The organism is Moheibacter lacus (assembly GCF_014042165.1).
Classification (GTDB): Bacteria; Bacteroidota; Bacteroidia; order Flavobacteriales; family Weeksellaceae; genus Moheibacter; species Moheibacter lacus.
Genome location: NZ_JACDZE010000001.1, coordinates 1,136,524 through 1,152,645, shown reverse-complemented (window position 1 = coordinate 1,152,645; position 16,122 = coordinate 1,136,524). Strand labels below are relative to the sequence as shown.

General features: G+C 37.4%; 16 protein-coding genes. 9 read left to right on the top strand and 7 right to left on the bottom strand.

Annotated elements, in window-relative coordinates; all coding sequences use genetic code 11:
- Positions 1–31 precede the first annotated feature (31 nt).
- Positions 32–613: a murein hydrolase activator EnvC family protein gene (locus tag HU137_RS05315; RefSeq protein ID WP_182042754.1), complete on the bottom strand. Its 582-nt coding sequence runs from the start codon at positions 611–613 to the stop codon at positions 32–34.
- 66 nt (positions 614–679) lie between these two features.
- Complete coding sequence (locus HU137_RS05310) at positions 680–1,276, bottom strand: superoxide dismutase (protein WP_220457176.1); 597 nt, start codon at positions 1,274–1,276, stop codon at positions 680–682.
- A 134-nt stretch (positions 1,277–1,410) separates the two neighbouring features.
- On the opposite strand from HU137_RS05310, the gene HU137_RS05305 reads away from it, so the two are divergent.
- Both HU137_RS05305 and HU137_RS05300 read left to right on the top strand, forming a co-directional pair.
- Positions 1,411–2,661 carry a serine hydrolase domain-containing protein gene (locus HU137_RS05305; protein ID WP_182042753.1) on the top strand — a complete coding sequence of 417 codons (1,251 nt, stop codon included), beginning with the start codon at positions 1,411–1,413 and terminating at the stop codon, positions 2,659–2,661.
- Positions 2,615–3,310: a 3'-5' exonuclease gene (locus HU137_RS05300; protein ID WP_182042752.1), complete on the top strand. Its 696-nt coding sequence runs from the start codon at positions 2,615–2,617 to the stop codon at positions 3,308–3,310. The genes HU137_RS05305 and HU137_RS05300 overlap by 47 nt, the downstream gene beginning before the upstream one ends.
- Positions 3,311–3,323: 13 nt before the next feature.
- On the opposite strand, the gene HU137_RS05295 is transcribed toward HU137_RS05300, so the two are convergent.
- Positions 3,324–4,727, bottom strand: a complete 1,404-nt coding sequence (locus tag HU137_RS05295; RefSeq protein ID WP_182042751.1) for a hemolysin family protein — start codon at positions 4,725–4,727, stop codon at positions 3,324–3,326.
- Between the two features lie 182 nt (positions 4,728–4,909).
- Here HU137_RS05295 and HU137_RS05290 point away from each other — a divergent pair, with 182 nt between their 5' ends.
- The 4 genes from HU137_RS05290 to HU137_RS05275 all read left to right on the top strand — a co-directional run bounded on the left by HU137_RS05290 (position 4,910) and on the right by HU137_RS05275 (position 10,636).
- Positions 4,910–6,601 (top strand): ABC transporter ATP-binding protein, encoded by a 1,692-nt coding sequence (locus tag HU137_RS05290; protein ID WP_182042750.1) that lies wholly within the window; start codon positions 4,910–4,912, stop codon positions 6,599–6,601.
- A gap of 45 nt (positions 6,602–6,646) precedes the next feature.
- Positions 6,647–7,219 carry a nicotinate (nicotinamide) nucleotide adenylyltransferase gene (gene nadD, locus HU137_RS05285; protein WP_182042749.1) on the top strand — a complete coding sequence of 191 codons (573 nt, stop codon included), beginning with the start codon at positions 6,647–6,649 and terminating at the stop codon, positions 7,217–7,219.
- A 32-nt stretch (positions 7,220–7,251) separates the two neighbouring features.
- Positions 7,252–8,874 (top strand): tetratricopeptide repeat protein, encoded by a 1,623-nt coding sequence (locus HU137_RS05280; protein WP_182042748.1) that lies wholly within the window; start codon positions 7,252–7,254, stop codon positions 8,872–8,874.
- A gap of 154 nt (positions 8,875–9,028) precedes the next feature.
- On the top strand, positions 9,029–10,636 hold the full coding sequence (locus HU137_RS05275; RefSeq protein ID WP_182042747.1) for a T9SS type A sorting domain-containing protein: 1,608 nt from the start codon (positions 9,029–9,031) through the stop codon (positions 10,634–10,636).
- A gap of 50 nt (positions 10,637–10,686) precedes the next feature.
- On the opposite strand, the gene HU137_RS05270 is transcribed toward HU137_RS05275, so the two are convergent.
- From HU137_RS05270 to pth, 4 genes are all read right to left on the bottom strand, one after another.
- Positions 10,687–11,850 carry a T9SS sorting signal type C domain-containing protein gene (locus HU137_RS05270; RefSeq protein ID WP_182042746.1) on the bottom strand — a complete coding sequence of 388 codons (1,164 nt, stop codon included), beginning with the start codon at positions 11,848–11,850 and terminating at the stop codon, positions 10,687–10,689.
- Positions 11,851–11,879: 29 nt separating this feature from the next.
- Positions 11,880–12,104, bottom strand: a complete 225-nt coding sequence (locus tag HU137_RS05265; protein WP_182042745.1) for a DUF3820 family protein — start codon at positions 12,102–12,104, stop codon at positions 11,880–11,882.
- Positions 12,104–12,469, bottom strand: a complete 366-nt coding sequence (locus HU137_RS05260) for a rhodanese-like domain-containing protein (protein WP_182042744.1) — start codon at positions 12,467–12,469, stop codon at positions 12,104–12,106. The genes HU137_RS05265 and HU137_RS05260 overlap by 1 nt, the downstream gene beginning before the upstream one ends.
- Before the next feature lie 138 nt (positions 12,470–12,607).
- Positions 12,608–13,174 carry an aminoacyl-tRNA hydrolase gene (gene pth, locus HU137_RS05255; RefSeq protein ID WP_182042743.1) on the bottom strand — a complete coding sequence of 189 codons (567 nt, stop codon included), beginning with the start codon at positions 13,172–13,174 and terminating at the stop codon, positions 12,608–12,610.
- Positions 13,175–13,264: 90 nt separating this feature from the next.
- On the opposite strand from pth, the gene HU137_RS05250 reads away from it, so the two are divergent.
- From HU137_RS05250 to HU137_RS05240, 3 genes are all read left to right on the top strand, one after another.
- A complete protein-coding gene (locus HU137_RS05250; protein WP_182042742.1) occupies positions 13,265–14,131 on the top strand; it encodes an MBL fold metallo-hydrolase in 867 nt (288 codons plus the stop codon).
- A gap of 61 nt (positions 14,132–14,192) precedes the next feature.
- Positions 14,193–15,674, top strand: coding sequence for a regulatory iron-sulfur-containing complex subunit RicT (gene ricT, locus HU137_RS05245; protein ID WP_182042741.1), 1,482 nt, complete (start codon positions 14,193–14,195; stop codon positions 15,672–15,674).
- Positions 15,664–16,122 carry a gliding motility lipoprotein GldH gene (locus HU137_RS05240; protein ID WP_182042740.1) on the top strand — a complete coding sequence of 153 codons (459 nt, stop codon included), beginning with the start codon at positions 15,664–15,666 and terminating at the stop codon, positions 16,120–16,122. Before ricT ends, HU137_RS05240 begins: the two co-directional genes overlap by 11 nt.

The following is a 16,122-nucleotide window of genomic DNA, read 5'->3' as shown; positions in this document are numbered from 1 at the left end:
ACAAAGTAAACTGTATTTTTTGAAATATCGACTAATTTCTGTTTCGATAAATAAATTTGGAAGGATTTACATAACCGTCTATTTTCTCCGAATATCCCTTACCTAACGGCATCCCTATTTTTTCCCTGATTTCAAAATGCAGATGTGCTTTGTATTGACCATCAGCCGTTCCGATCGTTCCTATTTTTTGTCCTTTTTTAATTTCTTCATCCAATTGAACAAAAATTTCGTCAAAATGTGCATAAAGTGACTCCACTTGTTCGCCTGAAGGCAATGTATGAATGATCCGAACCACTTTTCCCCAACCTCCTTTTAAATCTTCAGCGAAACTCACTTTTCCGTTGGCGACAGCATAAACCGGATCACCTAAATCCGTATCTCCCCCACCATTTCCATTCCAGTCCTCACCCAAATGACCATTCTCTCCAAAATGTTGCGCATCATAATAACCTTCACCCTCCGGTTTTCCGACCGGAAAATCAAATCCATCTGTAATAAAATTTGATTTTAAATTTTCTGCCAACACATTTTGAACTTCTTCTTTTGAAGCCGATTCATTTTGACAAGCATTACAAAAAATCAGGATGATCAATAGCGCTAAACTTTTATTCATATACATCTAAACAAAAAAGTAGAAAGAATATTTCCTTCTACTTTTTACGCTTTACTTTCTATCTAATTATTTTGCAAACAATTCCGCTACTTTGTCCCAATTCACCACATTGAAAAATGCAGCGATATAGTCCGGACGTTTGTTTTGGTAGTTCAAATAATACGCATGTTCCCATACGTCTAATCCTAAAAGTGGCGTTCCCTGAACTTCAGCAACCGGCATCAAAGGATTGTCCTGATTTGGGGTTGAAGTAACAGCCAATTTTCCATCTTTTTTGACCAACCAAGCCCAACCCGATCCAAAACGTGTTGCAGCAGCTTTGGAGAATTCTTCTTTAAAGGCATCAAATGAACCAAAAGCAGTATCAATTGCTTCTGCCAATGCTCCAGTTGGTGCTCCTCCTCCATTTGGACTCATCACTTCCCAAAACAAATTGTGGTTGTAATATCCGCCGCCATTGTTACGAACGGCTGGATTTCCTACACCGTTTTTCAAGATTTCTTCAATGGAAGCGCCTTCAAGATCTGTTCCTTCAATCGCTTTGTTCAGATTGTCTGTATAACCTTTATGGTGTCTGTCGTGATGGATTTCCATCGTTCTTGCATCTATGTGAGGTTCCAACGCATCAAATGCATAGGGTAAATTTGGTAATTCAAATGCCATGATTTTGGTTTTTTAAATTGTTATTAAATATGTTCAATCCAAATATAAGGCTCATTTTCTCAAATAATGTGAAGATTAAATTAAAACTTCTGATTCGTCTATAAATTTTCTAAATTGCAGTTGAATTCATCATTATGACAAGATTTAGGAAAATTTTCACAAGAACTTTACAAATCATCGGCGGTTTGATCATTTTGGCAGTTGGTTTATTGTATCTGACCGGCAACCAACATGTCATCAAAGGCGTTCAATTGGTTTATTTTCAAGGGAAAAAAACAGCAAACATCGATGATTTCAAAGATTTTGATTACAACATAGTACTTTCCAAACAACCTCAGCCTTGGTTTGAACATGAATTCTACAATAAAATTCCACTAACAGATACGTTAACAACTGAATTGGAACGATTCAAATCCATCGGTTTTTTTGTGGCGAAAGATGGAAAAGCGCTCTGGGAATACTATTGGGACGGATATTCAGCAGAAAGCCACACCAATTCTTTTTCCATGGCGAAATCTGTCGTGACCATGTTGCTTGGAAAGGCAATAGAACAAGGGTATATCCAATCACTTGATCAATCGATTACCGACTTTTTACCTGAATTCAAAGACGATCAATTTGCGCAGAAATGTACGATCGGAGATTTATCTGCGATGACATCAGGATTTGATTGGATTGAAGACTATTACCATCCTTTTGACGATACGGCCAAAGCCTATTATGGCGACAACATCGAAAAACAAATGCTTGGAAAAGGCTTTAGTAAAGCACCGGGAAAACATTTTGATTATACTTCTGGAACGACGCAATTGCTCGGAATCGTTTTGGAGAGAGCTGTTGGCATCAGTATGTCACAATATCTACAAGAAGAATTCTGGCAACCGATGGGCATGGAACAAGATGCTTATTGGTCCAAAGACCGAAAAGACGGGATGGAAAAAGCCTATTGTTGTTTGAATTCCAATGTACGGGATTTCGCCAAATTTGGACAATTGCTGTTGCAAAAAGGCAACTGGAACGGCAGACAAATTCTCGATTCCGCTTTTGTAGAGAAAATGGTCACACCCAATTATAAAGCATTTAAAAAGAATGAACCGGCTCGATACGGCTATTCCATATGGACAGACTACGAACATCAACCCAATTTTTATGGTTTGATGGGACATTTGGGGCAACGTGTGATCGTCATTCCAAGTGAGAATTTGGTGATCGTACGATTGGGACACGAAAAAGACAAACGCAATTTGGGCAAAGGATTTCTGGACACAGACACCTATTATTTTGTAGACGAAGTCATGAAAATGCTCAAAGAAAACAACCTCTTAAACCAACAAACAGATGTTAAAAAAGATTCCCTCACAGAAAGTCCTATTTCTGGACATTGAAACAGTTCCGGAAGTTGGAAATTGGTCAGAACTTTCCGATGAATGGAAAGATTTATGGGCTAAAAAGATCGACAAACAATTGACTGAAGATGAAACCGCTGAAGAATTTTATGGAAAACGCGCCGGGATTCTGGCTGAATTTGGAAAAATCATCTGTATTTCATGCGGCATCATAGTAGAAAACGATAAAATTCACCTCAAAAGTTTTTATGGTGACAATGAAAGCCAGATTTTAAAAGATTTCAATGAATTGATCAACGGTAAATATTTTGATTCCAACGTTATTTTTTGTGCGCACAACGGAAAAGAATTCGATTTTCCTTATATGGCAAGGCGCATGATCATCAACGAAATAGAATTACCTCCAGCACTGGATTTACAAGGAAAAAAACCATGGGAAATTCCACATTTGGACACGATGGAATTGTGGAAATTTGGGGATTATAAACATTATACCTCGCTCAACTTATTGGCCGCCGTTCTCGGAATTCCTACACCCAAAGACGACATCGATGGCTCACAAGTCGCATCGGTTTATTATGACGACCATGATTTGGGAAGAATTAAAACTTATTGTGAAAAGGATGTTTTGACCGTTGCACAGATTTTCAGAAAGTTCAGAGGAGAAAATTTATTGGAAAGAAAATAGATTAATTTCTAATTTAGGTATTCTCTTCTTCTTCCTCAGTCAAATGTGTCAATGTCAATTCCGCTCGCTCAACTGAATTTCGGTACATTTTGATAATTTTCACTTGATAATCTTTCAAGTCCAAAACATCGCCTGCTTTTATTTCTTTATCAGGAAATTGTTCAGCCAACAATCCGGAAAGTGTGTCATAATGCTCGCTTTCCTCAAATCGATACGGCAAATATCTGTTGATATCAGAAAGATTACTATGTGCATCGACCGAGTAAACGCCTTCGCCCACATTTACGACAATTGGATCTTCGTTGTCATATTCGTCCTGAATTTCACCCACCAATTCCTCTAGGATATCTTCCATACTGACGATTCCGGTCAATTCACCGATTTCGTTAGTCACAATTGCTAACTGGATACGTTTTTTCTGGAATTGTTTCAACAAATTTTTAATCTTAGAACTCTCCGAAATAAATAAAGGCTTACGTAAAATCCCCGCAAAACTCGTCTCTTCTGGTTTGTCCAACGTTAATTTCACCAAATCTTTGGTATAGAGAATTCCTTTGATGTTGTCCAGTGATTCTTCATAAACCGGATACCTCGAATAACCTTCGTTGATCGCAAAATCTATCGCTTCTCTTACGCTCGTTCCCAATTCCACAGCTGAAACATTTTTACGCAAGGTCTGAATATTACTTACTCTTCTGTCATCAAATTCAAATACATTCTGAATTAAATCACGTTCTGTTTGTTCGATGGCGCCACCTTCCTGACTTTCCGAAATAATCATTTTCAATTCTTCTTCCGAATGAATTTCTGATCCATGGATCGCACGTATACCAAAAATTTTGAGAATAAAGTTGGCCAAACCATTCATCATCCAGATCACCGGCCCAAAAACCACATAAAAAATCCTTAACGGCCAAGCCACTGAAAAGGTCGTTTTTGCAGGAAACTGAATCGCCAAAGATTTGGGTGCCAATTCACCAAAAACGATATGCAACACCGTAATGACTGCAAAAGCACCCCAAACGGCGGTATTATTTGCAATGGTTACCCACTCTGGTCCAGTCCAACCAAAACCATCAAAAATTTTGACGATGACAGGCGCAATGGCGCCTTCGCCCACGAAACCTAGTCCAAGCGAAGCAAGTGTAATCCCCAGCTGAGTTGCTGCGAGGTAAGAATCCAAATTATTGACAATCATTTTGGCCATTTTAGCCACAACCGGACTCAAGTCCGTGCGAACATCAATCTGTGAAGTCCGAACTTTTACAATGGCGAATTCTGCAGCTACAAAAAAGCCGTTGAGTAAAACCAAAAAGATCGTAAGAATTAATTTCCAAATAGAAATATCATGTGAAACAAGTCCACCTCCGGGAACACCGGTGGCAAAAATAAAAGAAAGTAACGGGTCTGAGTCCATTTAAAAAATATTACAAGGCAAGATCCAATCTATTTGTTTTAAGGAACTTATAAACATTTGTTTACTTTTGACTCGAAAAATAATTTCGAAATAATTGTCAAAAACCTTTCAAGCAAAAATAAAATTTTTTCACTGATTTCCAAATACCTATATTTTGTTTTAATTTGTAAAAAATATTCCTTTTGAATCCAAATGTTCTCGACATACAAAATCTATCGCTCTCTTTTGGTGAGAATGAAATTTTAAAAAACATTTCATTTGCCGTACCGAAGGGAAAAATAATCGGTGTTGTAGGAGAATCCGGCTCAGGAAAATCCATCACTTCACTCGCAGTGATGGGGCTTTTACCCAAATCCGCCCAGATTTCGGATAAAAGCAAAATCTTATTCCAATCGGATTCTGAAACCATCGATTTATTGAAATTAAATTCAGAAGAAAAAAGAAAATTCAGGGGAAATGAAATCGGCATGATTTTTCAAGAACCGATGACTTCACTCAATCCGAGCATCCGTTGTGGAGAACAAGTGGAAGAAGCCATCCGATTGCATTTAAAATTGGATAAAAATTTGGCAAAAAAACGTGTCATAGAACTTTTTAACACGGTGCTTTTACCCAATCCCGAGAGGATGTACAGTGCTTATCCACACGAGCTTTCCGGCGGACAACGCCAAAGGGTGATGATCGCAATGGCGATTTCCTGCAACCCAAAAATCCTGATTGCAGATGAACCTACAACTGCGCTGGATGTTACGGTGCAACGTACGATTTTGGAGTTGATCAAAAAATTGCAAGTTGAAATCGGTTTGAGTTGCATATTCATTTCGCATGATTTGGGCGTTATTTCGGAAGTTTGCGATGAAGTCGTGGTGATGTACAAAGGTGAAATCGTAGAAAAAGGCAGTGTTCTGGAGATTTTTGAAAATCCAAAACAGAATTATACAAAAGGACTGATCGCTTGCCGACCGAGATTGGACGTCCGCTATCATGAATTACCGACCATTTCGGATTTCTTGAAAGATGAAAACCATCTATCTGAAATTTATTCGGAAAAAGAAAGAAAAGCTTTTCATGAAAAAATTTACAACCAAACCCCGATTCTTGAAGTAAAAAATCTTTCGAAATATTTTTATGCTAAACCTTCTCTTTTCGGCAAGGAGGAAATTTCGGTCAAAGCGGTTGATGATGTGAGTTTCAAAGTATTTCCGGGTGAAACTCTGGGACTAGTTGGTGAGTCCGGAAGTGGAAAAACGACATTGAGCCGCACGGTTTTATTGCTCGAAAAACCAACAGCCGGGGAGATTTTCTACCGTGGAAAGGACATCGTCAAATTGTCCAAAGCTGAAGTCAGAAAACTCAGAAAAGAAATTCAAATCATCTTTCAAGATCCTTATTCGAGTTTAAATCCGAGAATGAACATCGGCGAAATATTAATCACTCCGATGGTTGTTCATGGAATCGGAACGACTAAAAAAGAGCGTTTAGGAAAAGCGGCAGAACTATTGGTAAAAGTTGGATTAAATTCAAATGATTTAAAGAAATATCCGCACGAATTTTCCGGTGGGCAACGTCAGCGAATCGGCATCGCAAGAGCATTGGCGGTCAATCCAAAATTTATCATTTGTGATGAAAGCGTTTCGGCTTTGGATGTTTCGGTTCAGGCGCAGGTTTTGAATTTATTGAACGATTTGAAGGAAGAATTTGGATTGACTTATATTTTCATTTCGCATGATTTGGCAGTGGTAAAATACATGAGCGATCAACTTCTAGTGATGCAACATGGCGAACAAAAAGAATTGGGCGATGCTGATGAAATTTATGCCAATCCCAAAACCAATTATACGAAAGAATTGATAGAGGCGATACCCAAATTATGATGGAAGTTGGATGATAGGTGATGGAAGTTTTTCTAAATTCGCAGTATGAAAATCGGTTTATATTTTGGTTCGTTTAACCCGATTCACATCGGACATTTGGTGATTGCCAATCATTTGCAACAATTTTCTGATTTGGATCAAGTTTGGTTTGTGGTTTCGCCTCAAAATCCATTTAAGGAAAAAGCCAGTCTGGCCAATGATTATGACAGGCTTCATTTGGTGAATTTGGCGATTGAGAATTATCCTCATTTGATGGCTTCAAATATAGAATTTAACTTACCAATTCCTTCTTATACAATCGATACGCTTGTAGTTTTAAAGGAAAAACATCCGGAGCATGATTTTAGTTTGATTATGGGAATGGACAATTTGAAATCCTTTCATAAATGGAAAAATCATGAACAGATTTTGAAGAATTATTCGGTATATGTATATCCGAGAATCGGTTCTGAACCTGGGCAATGGGAAAATCATGAAAAGTTTCATTTTATAGATGCACCGATCATGGAAATTTCTTCCACTTTTATCCGACAAGCTTTAAAAGAAAAGAAAAACATACAACCGATGTTGCCTGATGAAGTTTGGGAATATTTGGATGGGAGTTCGATGTATAAATAAGCCGTACATTTATATTTTGAATTTCAGGTGAATTGAAAAAATCAGCCTTATATATAGCCTTTTTCTTTGTATCTCAATTGTTATCTATTCAGATAACACAAGGCCAAGAGCGCATCGATATTTTGTTCGACAGTTTGGCCATGATAAAAACGGATCAAAATTCGTTTGACATCAGCCTAAAAATCGCCGACGAATTAAAGTATTCCAATACTTCTCGCGCCATACAATACTTAGAACTCGCCCGAAAAAAAGCGGAAGAAATGGATCAAGAAGAGAATTGGAAAACCTTCTACAGAGAAGGTTCTTTGATCTATTATGATTTGGATGCTTTTGATGTCGCCATTGATTATTTGTTAAAAGAATTGGCTTATTATGAAAAAACGGATCATGAACGCAAGCTGGAAATAGAAAGTCAATTGGGAATCATTTATGCACGAATGAACAACCAAGAAAAAGCCTTGTTTTATTTTAACAATCTAAGGAAACGCTATGCGACAACTAAGCAATTTGATCAATTGGCTCGCATCGAGAACAACATTGGAAATCTATATTTGACAAGTGGAAAGACCGATTCGGCTTTGATTTTTTTCAATTATTCTTTAGGAAATTTAAAGAAAAGCCCCAATCCCAAATTGGAAATCTACCTTAACACCAATTTGGCGCGTAGTTATGATGAGTTAAACCAAGGCGAAATCGCCGAAACTTATTTAAATAATGCACTAAACCTCATCAATGATGCTACTGAACCAAATCTAGTTAGTTTTGTTTATCAAGCAACGGCCGATCATTATCTTCAAAACAAGGAATTTGAAAAGGCGATTCATTTTTCCAAATTGGCCGAAAAAGCGGAACCTGCGATCGGCGGATTTAGCCAAAGAGACATATTTAAAACGCTGTATCAAGCGTATTTGGGCAATGAAGATTATAAAAATGCAGGTCGGTATTTTCAAAAATATGATCAAGTGCGTGATAGTTTGAACATAGAAGAAAAGGCCGTCAACATCGAAAAGTTTAAAATCGGATATGATTATAAAATAAAAGAACAAGAAGCGGAAATTAAAAACAACCGCAAACAATTAAAATTTCTGGTTGCTATTTTTGGGTTAGCCATTTTATTATTGGTCTTGATTTTATTTATGATCCGATATAAAAACCGTTTGGTAAAAGCCAAATTGGAAAATGAATTAAAAGAAGTGAAAGAAAACGAGTTGAAATTGGCTTTGGAACTGAAAAATAAAGAATTGGCATCCAAAACTATCAAAGAAACAGAACAGTCTGAGTTGATCAATATCGTACGCAAAGACCTGAAAGAAATCCAATCGATGGCGATTCAGTCCGAAACCAAAAAGGCCTTAAATCAATTGGTCAATAAAATAAAGTCCAATTCTTCACAAAATAATTGGGAAGAATTTGATTTGAGATTTTCCCATGTTTACGATTCATTTTATGAAAAACTAAACCAATTTCATCCCAATTTAAGCGCTTATGACAAACGAATTTGCGCACTCATCAAACTCAATTTGTCAACCAAGGAAATCTCCAATATTTCCAAAACTTCTGTCAAATCTGTCGAAAATACCCGAACGAGATTGCGAAAAAAATTGGGTTTGACCAATCGAAAAATAGAATTAAGCAAATATTTAGACGAACTATAATGCTAATAATCAAATCATTTATTTTCAACTACTTAAAAACTTAAATGAGTGGTAAATGAGTGGTGGGAGAATTTGGAATGAGTGGTGTTTCATGGTGTAGATTTTTTGAATATCAGAATTGAATGGTGAATTTTGAGAAAAATTTATCAAACACATGAAAAAATTTACATTTCTAATTATTTTGATGGCATTTACATGTTATGGACAATGGACAGATGAGTATGGAGTGAACACCTTGGTCGCAGATGCACCTACTGGAGATATTCAATCCATCGGAACAAATGACGGAAAAACCTATGTTATTTTTTGGGATGAATCTGACGGATACGAATTAAGAGTTCAACTTTTGGACGTTGACGGCACCCAATTATTTGGAACAAATGGAATATTGGCCAACGATGTTGCCGATAATGGAACTTGGACGGCTATCCGATCCCAAGCTGTAGACGAAGCAGGAAATTTGTATATCGTTTTTACGGCGACCAATTCCAGTTCCGGTTATCTAAATAAGATTTCACCGGAAGGCGAACAAATATTTGGCGCAAGCGGAATTGAGTTTGCGGACGGATGGAATATGAACGTTTTGCCTTTAAGCGATGGTGGCGTTGTGGTTGGCTGGGAACCAGATAGTTATGGTCATTTGATGAAATACGATGCGACAGGAAACCCGGCTTGGGATACTGAAATTATCATTGACAAACCGGACGCTTCCAATCCCTTTACCGGAATTGGAGATATGGTCGCACTTTCCGACGGATCTTTTGTTCAAATGATCACCAACAGTGCAACGGCTTGGACCGTAGATGCCTATTTCTGGGCGCAGCGATATGATGGGGATGGAAATGCGGTGTGGGAAAATCCCGTTTCGGTATCCAATAAATTGATGAGAAGCAATCGTAGGTATTCAATTTCACAAGAAAATGATGTGGTATATTTTGGGTATTCGGGTGTAGAAAACAACCGATTTGATGCTTATTTACAACGGATAAATGCAGACGGAACATTACCATGGGGTGAAAACGGAATTGATTTCGGAACGGATGATAATTACTTCGAAATGGATATGAGCATCGCAAATGATCCAGAGTTGGATTATGTTTGGGCCATTTCAAATATCACCACGCCGGCACAGTCACAATATGGCGTTTCTGTACAAAGGTTCAACAAAGAAACCGGAGCCGTTGAGTTGGATATGTTTGGTCAAACGATTTTTCCGGTAGATCCGCAAAATTGGATTTATGTAGGTGAATTACAATTGGCCAATGACAAACCTTTGTTTTTATTTTCCAACAACATCAGTGATGGTGTAAATCCGATTCAATTGGGCGTTGTTCATTTGGATGAAAACGGAGAATTCGTTTGGGAAGAAGAATACCAAATGATCGCAACTAGCGCAGGTAACAAAGGTCGATTTGATTTTACCCAAAATGCGGAAGGACAAAGTGTGGCGGTTTGGACGGAAAACCGTGGCGGAACTTCCCAAGCTTTTGCGCAGAACTTTGTGGTAGAACCGGAAATGAACACAAATGATTTGGTGTCGAGCTCTGTTTCTGTATATCCCAATCCAACTTCCGGAATCCTGCATATTCAGTCCGATGCGCCAATTGAAAAAATTGAAATTTATAGTTTGACCGGCCAATTGCTGAAAAAAGAATACTCAACCTATGAACTGAACCTTTCTAACCTGAACAAAGGAGTTTACCTGATGAAAATTTCCCCGGAAAAGGGAACCTCTCTCACAAAAAAAATAATTCTCAAGTAAATTCGATTTGTTCAGAAACTTGTACCGGAAGTTAAGCTTCCGGTATTTTTTTATTTCATCAAAACTTTCTTGGCCAATACTTTTCCTTCCTTTGATTTGACTTTTATTATCAATACATTTTCAGGAGTGAAAACCCTTAATTCCTCTTGGTTTGAATTAAGATTTTGAACGCTTTTAATTAATTTTCCGGTCAAATCATACACTTCTATTTCAGCTAATTGAAATCCGTTCGATTGAATTAAAAAAGACCCTTTGTTTTTCTGATAAGCAACATTCCAGTTTGTCGTATTATTTTCTACATCTGATATACCTAAACCACAAGCTGCCAAAACGGCTTGCTCATCTAGACAATTTCCGGTGTTTCCTGAAATTTCACGTGGGTATTCTGTAGAATTCCAGCTTAAATATTCACAAATATTTGGGAAGTTGCAAGTTGATAAATTAGGATTATCATTGAATATTAATCCGATAGTTTCTCCTTCAGTAGAAATTACCATGTTCTGGATTCCTTCCAATGAGGTTAGTTGAGGGTTTTCGCTAATATATACATTGCCGCCTACATAATTTACGGAATTTAGTGAAGTAATATTTTCAAGGTTTTGGTTGTCTCCAATGATTATTCGAGAACCTATGTATTGCAGATTTTCCAATCCTCCTAATGTGGTCACATTAGTGCCTGCAATAAAGACTAATTCTCCAACCGAATTTAAACTACTTAAATTTGAGAATGAATACAAACTATCATTTTTACCAAAGTACAATCTTCCACTAATGGATTGTATATTGTCCAAGCCTTCCAAAGACTGTAAATTGTAATTGAAAGCAATTTGTAATTGTCCATTATTTAATTCTGAAATGTTCCCCAATTCACTTAAAGCTATTAATTGATTGTTATCTAATATGTTTAACCCACCAATTTCGATTAAATTATTTAAACCATTTAGGTTAGTTAATTGGGTTCCAAATATTCTAAGTTCCCCATCTACTGTAGTCATATTATTTAATCCGGAGATATCAGATATGTCATTGAAACCAGAATTAAATTCTCCAAATGTTAGAATTCCTGATATATTGGTACAATTGGGGTATGTGGAAACAAAATTATCTACATCAGCTTGAGACAGTAGCTGAACGTCTCCTTCAGGACATTGCGCATTTGATTTAGAAAATGTAAAAGAAAATAAAAGGGTTAAAAAGAATAAATTAAGTCTCATAGGGATAAATTTCGGCTAAAATATAAAAATTACTTCAATCGCTTCAATCCCTCCAAAATCTCTTCCAATCCATTGGTTTTGATTTCATAAACAGTGGCCAGTTGCATTCCCAATTTCCCTTGCGGAAAACCTTTCGACGCAAACCATTCGAGGTAAAAAACCGGTAAATCGCATAATTTCCTGCCTTTGTATTTTCCAAACGGCATGGTGTGAACAACTAGTTCTTTAAGTATTTCGGGGTTGGGTTGATCCATCATTTTTGATAAGCCGAATACCCGTCTTTCAGATTCACCACATGTTGAAATCCGGCTTCCTGCATTTTTTGACTTGCCTTTGTGCTTCGATTGCCCGATTTGCAATACACATAATAAGTTTTCTCCTTGTCCAAATCCTGAATCATCGCATCAAATTCATCCGAATTAAAATCAATATTGACAGAATTGGGAATATTTCCGGCATTGAATTCTTCCGGAGTTCGCACGTCCAATAAAACCTTGTTTTCATCTGCAAAATCAATTTGAGCAATTTCATTGACTGAACTGATTTCTTGGGTTTCCATTTTAGTTTGACAACTCGTCAAAATCATCAAAAAACTAATTATTAATAATATATATCTCATTTTGTTAATTTTCTAATTCGACTTACTTCCATCCTAAAATTTCCCTGCCCCAAAGGGTGGGAAATTTCTTCCATCCTCCATCTTCCATCCTCCATCTTCCATCTTCCATCTTCCATCACCCTGAGCGGAGTCGAAGGGTCACTTCCCATTAAAAGCATTCATCGTATTGTTCAATCCACTAAAGATAAAACTTAAAACCGCATCCGCCACAAAATTTAACCTTTCCGGCAGTTTCTCCACTTCTTCTTCTGACCAATTTCCCAGCACATAATCCACTTGTCGTCCTTGCTCAAACTCATTTCCTACCCCAAATCTCAACCTTGGATAATTTTGATTTTGCAATTTATTTTGAATGTCTTTCAGTCCATTATGTCCGCCATCGCTGCCTTTTCCGCGCATCCTTATCGTCCCAAATGGCAAATTCAAATCATCTGTCACCACAAAAATATTTTCAATCGGAATTCCTTCTTTTTGCATCCAGAAACGCACGGCGTCTCCGCTTAAATTCATGTAAGTATTCGGCTTCAAAACCGTCACGGGACGGGCTTTGTATTTGAATTGTGCAATTTCACCAAAATTGGAAGGAGTAAATTTCGCATCCATTTTTCTCACCAATTCTTCTACTGCCAAAAACCCGATGTTATGGCGCGTGTATTTGTATTTTTCACCGATGTTTCCCAGTCCTACGATTAAATATTTTTGCATACGGCAAATTTAGAAGTATTTTCTTCGAACTTGGAACTTCCCGTTTCTTATTTCGTATAATTGTAATTCAAACCAATTCACAAATTAGAAATGAAACTTTACCCGATCGAAACAGGAAATTTTAAATTGGACGGTGGTGCCATGTTTGGAACGATCCCAAAAAGCATTTGGCAAAAAACCAATCCCGCGGACAGCCAGAACAAAATCGAATTGGCCATGCGTGCATTGCTCATCGAGGATGGAAACCGTTTGATTTTGATCGATTGCGGAATTGGGAACAAACAGTCTGACAAATTTTTTGGGTATTATGACCTTTGGGGAGATTATGATTTGGAAACTTCTTTGGCGCAATATGGGTTCTCAAAAGAGGATGTGACCGATGTGTTTTTGACCCATTTGCATTTTGACCACTGTGGTGGTGCAGTACAGATGGATTTGACCAATGGCGGCTATGAATTGACCTTTAAAAACGCCAAATATTGGAGCAATGCAGATCATTGGGAATGGGCGACAAAACCTAACCCTAGAGAAAAAGCTTCCTTTTTACCGGAGAATTTTCTTTCCATCAAAGAATCAGGAAATTTAAATTTCATCGATGTTCCAACTGAAGGAAATCGATTGAGAAATTCCCCACTGGGATTTGACATCCTCTTTGTTAACGGTCATACAGACAAACAAATGCTTCCGATGATCAAATACAAAGGAAAAACCATCGTATTTACTGCAGATTTAATTGCTACTGCAGGACATGTTCCACTCGTTTATGTCATGGGCTATGACACAAGGCCACTTTTGACTTTAGAGGAAAAAGGAGCATTTTTAGAAAAAGCGGTAGAAGAAGAATATATCTTTTTCTTCGAACATGATCCCTACAGAGAATTGGCTACCGTAACCAAAACAGAAAAAGGAATATTGCTGGACTCGACTTTTTCATTTTCTGAAGTTTTCGGAAAATAATTATTTCCAATTGCAACCGTTAAAAATTTCTATCTTTGTACGTTAGAATTAATGTAGATATATGAGTTGTGGAAGCTGTGGATCTTCATCAAGCGGATTGCCAAAAGGCTGTAAGAACAACGGTGCATGTGGCGTAGATACAGGATGCGGGAAATTGCCCGTTTTTGACTGGTTGTCCAATATGCGTTTACCAAATGGTCAATTGGCGTTCAATTGTGTAGAAGTCCGATTTAAAAACGATAGAAAACAATACTATATAAATAGTCATAATCTCCCATTGGGCATAGGCGACGTTGTTGCTGTGGAAGCCCAATCCGGACATGATATCGGTGTGGTTACACTTACCGGTGAATTGGTTAGAATTCAAATGAAAAAAAGAAAGCTAACCGAAAATTCAGAAGAAGTAAAAAAAATATACCGCAAAGCCAACGAAAAAGACATCGAAACCTGGCAAGCCTTTCGTGCAAAGGAACAGGAAACCAAAATGCGCGCTAGAAGAATCGCAGTGAATTTGGGGTTGGAAATGAAAATTACCGATGTCGAATACCAAGGTGATGGTACCAAAGCCATTTTTTATTACACCGCTGAAGGACGTGTAGATTTCCGTGAATTGATCAAACAATATGCGGCTGCTTTTTCAGTCCGCATCGAAATGAAACAAATAGGTTATCGTCAAGAAGCAGCAAAAGTAGGCGGAATCGGTTCTTGTGGTCGTGAACTTTGTTGTTCCACTTGGTTGACAGATTTCCGTTCTGTCAATACTGCAGCAGCACGTTACCAGCAATTGTCCATCAATCCTCAGAAATTGGCCGGTCAATGCGGTAAATTAAAATGTTGTTTGAACTACGAACTGGATTCTTATTTAGACGCTTTGGATGAATTTCCCTCGATGGAAACTACGTTTGAAACTGAAAAAGGAACTGCCGGTTGCATGAAAATCGATGTTTTCAAAAAAGAAATGTGGTTTGCATATACTGATGGTGGTTTTAATTGGTACAAATTTTCTTTGGATCAAATCAAAGACTATATCGCAATCAGTAAAAAAGGTGGAAAAACGGCAACTTTAGAAGATTTAGAAAAGGACAACATAGTAGAAGTCAAAAATGATTTTGTGGATGTAATTGAGGAGAATTCTCTTGAAAGATTTGAACGAAAAAATCGCAACCGAAATAAAAGCCGGAATCGTCAAGACAAACAAAAGCAAAAACCCAATACCAATTTAAAATCCAACAACAATCGCCCGGAAAGAAACCAAAAAACGGAAAAAGCAGGCGATAACAAGGAAAAACAAAACCGTCCGAATCGAAATCGTCGAACTGAAAAGCCAAAAAACGAAAACCGAAAAACTGAACAAAAAAACAAACCAGTAAACAAACAACAAAATCCAACAAAGAAGCAACCCAAAAATCAAAATCAGGAGACAAAACCCAATCCAAACAAACCGAGTTCAAGCAAGCCCAATCCAAACAAACAAAATCAGTCTCGACAACCACGTAATAAAAAAAGAAACAACCGTGATAACCCGAACAAAGATGAAAATTAAGAGTTGGCTGATGGTTTTGATTTGCTTTGTATTGGTTGTACAATGTGATTCTCCCCACTTTTATCAGGAACAAGTTGCTACCCAAAACAATTGGAACAAAGATGCCGCTGTTACATTTAATTTCGAAGTAAAAGACAGCATCGGGAAATATGATTTCTATTTGTTAAGCAGAAATAACAACGAATATCCCTACAGCAATCTTTATTTATTTACAAAACTCACTACCCCAAAAGGGGAAACTTTTACCGATACTTTGCAATACTATTTGGCGTTTCAAGACGGCGAATGGGTTGGGAAAGGAAATAGTTTAAAAGAATTATACCTTTTATACAGAGAAAACGTTTCACTAAAAGATACCGGAAATTATCAACTTTCAGTTTGGCACGGTATGCGTGAAGAGAATTTATCTGGAATTGAAGACATCAGTTTAATTGTGGACAAAAAATAA

Excerpts from the sequence above, each read along its gene's own strand:
- HU137_RS05315 (WP_182042754.1), bottom strand. The coding sequence starts at position 613 with ATGAATAAAAGTTTAGCGCTATTGATCATCCTGATTTTTTGTAATGCT.
- HU137_RS05310 (WP_220457176.1), bottom strand. The coding sequence starts at position 1,276 with ATGGCATTTGAATTACCAAATTTACCCTATGCATTTGATGCGTTGGAA.
- HU137_RS05305 (WP_182042753.1), top strand. The coding sequence starts at position 1,411 with ATGACAAGATTTAGGAAAATTTTCACAAGAACTTTACAAATCATCGGC.
- HU137_RS05300 (WP_182042752.1), top strand. The coding sequence starts at position 2,615 with ATGTTAAAAAAGATTCCCTCACAGAAAGTCCTATTTCTGGACATTGAA.
- HU137_RS05295 (WP_182042751.1), bottom strand. The coding sequence starts at position 4,727 with ATGGACTCAGACCCGTTACTTTCTTTTATTTTTGCCACCGGTGTTCCC.
- nadD (WP_182042749.1), top strand. The coding sequence starts at position 6,647 with ATGAAAATCGGTTTATATTTTGGTTCGTTTAACCCGATTCACATCGGA.
- HU137_RS05275 (WP_182042747.1), top strand. The coding sequence starts at position 9,029 with ATGAAAAAATTTACATTTCTAATTATTTTGATGGCATTTACATGTTAT.
- HU137_RS05270 (WP_182042746.1), bottom strand. The coding sequence starts at position 11,850 with ATGAGACTTAATTTATTCTTTTTAACCCTTTTATTTTCTTTTACATTT.
- HU137_RS05265 (WP_182042745.1), bottom strand. The coding sequence starts at position 12,104 with ATGGATCAACCCAACCCCGAAATACTTAAAGAACTAGTTGTTCACACC.
- HU137_RS05260 (WP_182042744.1), bottom strand. The coding sequence starts at position 12,469 with ATGAGATATATATTATTAATAATTAGTTTTTTGATGATTTTGACGAGT.
- pth (WP_182042743.1), bottom strand. The coding sequence starts at position 13,174 with ATGCAAAAATATTTAATCGTAGGACTGGGAAACATCGGTGAAAAATAC.
- HU137_RS05250 (WP_182042742.1), top strand. The coding sequence starts at position 13,265 with ATGAAACTTTACCCGATCGAAACAGGAAATTTTAAATTGGACGGTGGT.
- ricT (WP_182042741.1), top strand. The coding sequence starts at position 14,193 with ATGAGTTGTGGAAGCTGTGGATCTTCATCAAGCGGATTGCCAAAAGGC.
- HU137_RS05240 (WP_182042740.1), top strand. The coding sequence starts at position 15,664 with ATGAAAATTAAGAGTTGGCTGATGGTTTTGATTTGCTTTGTATTGGTT.